Raw genomic sequence first — 3,551 nt, 5'->3', positions numbered from 1 at the left:
GTCTCAGGCACGGCAGTTGGGCCCAGGGGCGGCGATCGGACTCAGGCGCGACGGCCGGGCCCAGACGCAGCGATCGGTATCCGGGACGGCGGTCGGACTCAGGGGCGGGGATCGGGCTTCTGGACGACCGTCGGTCTCAGGCACGGCAGTTGGGCCCAGGGGCGGCCATCGAGCTCAGGCGCGACGGCCGGGCCCGGACGCGGCGATCGAGCTCAGGGCGGCGGCCGGCGCCCCCTGGGCCTGGGGCGCCGGTGACGTACGCGTCGGGTCAGCCGAGTTCGGCGAGCTGTTCCGTGACGACGCGCAGGTCAGGGTCGGAGGCGAGCCCCGCATGGTAGAGGCGCAGTTCCGTGGCGCCCAGTGAGGCCGCGTGGGCGGCGTCCGCGGCGAGCGTGCCGGGGCTGCCGCCCATGCCGGAGACCACCGTGAGGTTCGCCGCCAGCACGGCGCCCTCACGCCGGTGCGGCGCGAAGGGGCCGAGGACCGCCTCCCGGGACGCGGTGCTCCCCGTGCAGGGCAGGACGACACCGTCCGCGAGGCCCAGCACGTGCCCCGCGTCGACCCCCGCGTTGGCCCCGCAGCGGTACGGCGCCGGGTCGGCGTGCAGCAGGACCCGGAAGCCGGGCGGCGCGGCGGCCCGCACCGCCCCGACGGTGGCCTCCTGCAGGGCACGCGCGGCCTGGACGCGCCAGGCGAGGGTCGCCGCGGCCGGGCCGGAGCCGAGCAGTCTCTCCACGGCGGGCCACCCGGTGGCCTGCGAACCGCCCACCGCCCATACGGGTTCCAGCGCGCGCCGTACGTGCGCCGCCAGTTCGCGGGCGTCCCACCCCTGGCCGGCGTACCCGTCACGGCAGTCGGGGCAGAAGCACAGCGACATCAGGTACTGGGTCGCGTCGCCGAGCACCACCCCGCCGACCTTGTCGTGGGCGTGCAGGTGGGCGAAGCCGTACCAGCCGCAGGACTCCAGTTCGGTGCCCGCCGCACCGGGGCGGACGGCCGCCTCGGCGGCGAGGGAGGCGAGGTACTCGCGTACCGCGGGCCGGGCGATGCACGGGGCCCACGGGTAGCGGTCTCCGTAGGCGTTGACCACGCCGATGTCCGGATGCTCGGACCCCAGGCGGGAGTTGTGGGCGAGCACCACCCAACTGTGCACCTCCAGGCCGGCGTCGGTGAGCGCCGCGGCGGCCTGCCCGAAGGGGTCCTTCCCGGCCGGCGCCCAGTCGCCCGCGGGATGGGGCCGCAGTTCACGGCCCTCCCAGCGTCCGGCGTCGGGCGGGTAGAGCACCGCGGCGTGCTCGGCGGTGACGATCCGGTGGGCGGGATGCCGGGGCGTCACCGCGCGCGTGGAGTGGTAGGCGGAGGCGAGCGTCACCTGCCGCACACCGAGCGCGGCGGTGCGGGCGGCGGCCTTCGGGTCGCCGACGACGTCCCAGGGGTACAGGAAGGCGGAGGCCCTCACGCCGCACCCCCCTCGGGCAGCAGCGCGTACCCGCGCTCGAGGATGCGGCCGAGTTCCTCGACGTGCTCGGCGGCCGGTTCGCTCAGCGGCGGACGCACCTCGCCGACCTTCCCCCCGCGCAGCCGCACGCCCGCCTTGACGAGGGAGACGGCGTAACCGCGTCCCCGGGAACGCAGTTCGACCAGGGGGCGGTAGAAGCCGTCGATGAGACGGTCGGCGGTCGCGTCGTCGCCGGTGGTGAGCGCCCGGTGGAAGGCGACGGCGATCTCCGGGGCGAAGCAGAAGGCCGCGGAGGAGTAGAGCGTGACGCCGACGCCGCGGTAGGCGAGCGCGGTGAGCTCGGCCGTGGGAAGCCCGTTGAAGTAGAGGAAGTCCGAACCGGGCAGTTCGGTGCGCACGGCGCTGACGATCCGCTGGACGAGGTCGAGGTCGCCGAGGCCGTCCTTCAGGCCGACGATCCGCGGGTGGCGGGCGAGCCGGGCCACCGTCTTGGGGGCGAACACCGCGTTGTCGCGTTGGTAGACGATGACGTCGAGGGGGGTGGCGTCGGCGAGGGCGGTGTAGTGCGCGAGCAGCCCCTCCTGGTCGGCGACGACCAGGTACGGGGGCATGGCGAGCAGTCCGTCGGCGCCCGCCTCCTCGGCCGCGCGGGCGTACTGGACGGCGAGCGCGGTGCCGTAGCCGGCGCCCGCGAAGACCGGCACCCGCCCCGCCGCCTCGGCGACCGTCGCGGCGACGCAGAGCCGGAACTCCTCGAGCGTCAGGGCGTGGAACTCGCCGGTGCCGCAGCACGCGAAGACGGCCGCGGCGCCGGCGTCGATGCCGTCGCGCACGTGCGCGCGCAACGCGTCGGTGTCGACGGACCCGTCGGGCCCGTACGCGGTGACGGGGAAGAACAGCACGCCGTCGAGCCGGGCGCTGAGCGGGGGTGAGGTCGTGGTCACGGGACTCCCTGGACTCGGACGGCGACGCGCCGGTGTGCAGGTGAAGCGCGTACATGCGGGTGGTCATGGATCTGACTGGCGTTTACATTTCTGAACGCTGGTCACGCTAAGGCAGCCGCCATTCCCGGTCAAGACGCGTAAACACACACTTGACGCCACGTCGGACACCTCCTTAGCGTGCGCACGACCCTGAACAGCGTCCACGGATGCGGATCCGGTCCCGTCCATTCCCGGGCGCCGGCACCGCCCGCCAGACTCGAGGAGAAACGCCATGCCCGCTCCCCGCACCCTCCTGCTCACCGGCGCCGCGGGCGGACTCGGCACCCTCATGCGGGAGTTGCTTCCCTCCTACGGGTACAGCCTGCGGCTGTTCGACGTCATGCCCGTGGAGGGGGCGCGGGACACCGAGGAGGTGATCACCGCGGACCTGGCCGACCGGGCGGCGCTGCGCGAGGCGGTGCGCGGCGTGGACGCCGTCCTCCACCTCGCGGGCATCTCGCTGGAGTCGTCCTTCGAGAAGATCCTGCGCGCCAACATCGAGGGCACCTACCACCTCTACGAGGCGGCCCGCGAGGAGGGCGTCGGGCGTGTCGTCCTCGCCTCCAGCAACCACGCCGTCGGCTACACCCCGGCCCCGGCCGAGGGCGAACCGCTGATCCCGGTGGACACCCCGCGCCGCCCCGACACCTTCTACGGCCTCTCCAAGGCGTTCGACGAGGACCTGGCGCAGCTCTACTGGGACCGGCACGGGCTGGAGACGGTGTCCGTCCGCATCGGCTCCTGCTTCCCCGAGCCCACGACCGTGCGGATGCTGTCGATCTGGATGAGCCCGGCCGACGCCGCGCGGCTCTTCCACGCGGCGCTGACCGCGGAGGGCGTCGGCCACACGGTCGTCTACGGGAGTTCCGCCAACACCCGTCTGTGGTGGGACCTCTCCTCGGCACGCGCGCTCGGGTACGAGCCGCAGGACGACTCCGAGCCGTACGCGGCGAAGCTCATCGCCGAGCAGGGCGAACTCGACCGCTCCAAGCCCGAACAGGGGTTGCTCGGTGGGCACTTCACCACCAACCCGCCCATCTGGCCGCACTGACCGGAGCCGCACGGCACCGCCGGCGCGCCGCACGGCACCGCGCCGCCCACCCCGGTCC

3 protein-coding genes are annotated in these 3,551 nt (G+C 74.2%); 1 reads left to right on the top strand and 2 read right to left on the bottom strand.

All coding sequences use genetic code 11. The features are described from left to right. Nucleotides 1–268: 268 nt before the first annotated feature. A complete protein-coding gene (locus tag ACOV8S_RS04240) occupies nucleotides 269–1,459 on the bottom strand; it encodes a hypothetical protein (protein ID WP_448316175.1) in 1,191 nt (396 codons plus the stop codon). Continuing rightward, entirely contained in the window at nucleotides 1,456–2,403 is a 948-nt protein-coding gene (locus ACOV8S_RS04235; RefSeq protein ID WP_448316174.1) for a 5-dehydro-4-deoxyglucarate dehydratase, read from the bottom strand. Before ACOV8S_RS04235 ends, ACOV8S_RS04240 begins: the two co-directional genes overlap by 4 nt. 271 nt (nucleotides 2,404–2,674) lie before the next feature. On the opposite strand from ACOV8S_RS04235, the gene ACOV8S_RS04230 reads away from it, so the two are divergent. After that, entirely contained in the window at nucleotides 2,675–3,493 is an 819-nt protein-coding gene (locus ACOV8S_RS04230) for an NAD-dependent epimerase/dehydratase family protein (protein ID WP_448316173.1), read from the top strand. Nucleotides 3,494–3,551 lie beyond the last annotated feature (58 nt).

This window comes from Streptomyces sp. CO7 (assembly GCF_053474865.1).
The sequence above is the reverse complement of the archived record's forward strand: the minus strand, read 5'-3'. Positions and strand labels throughout refer to the sequence as shown.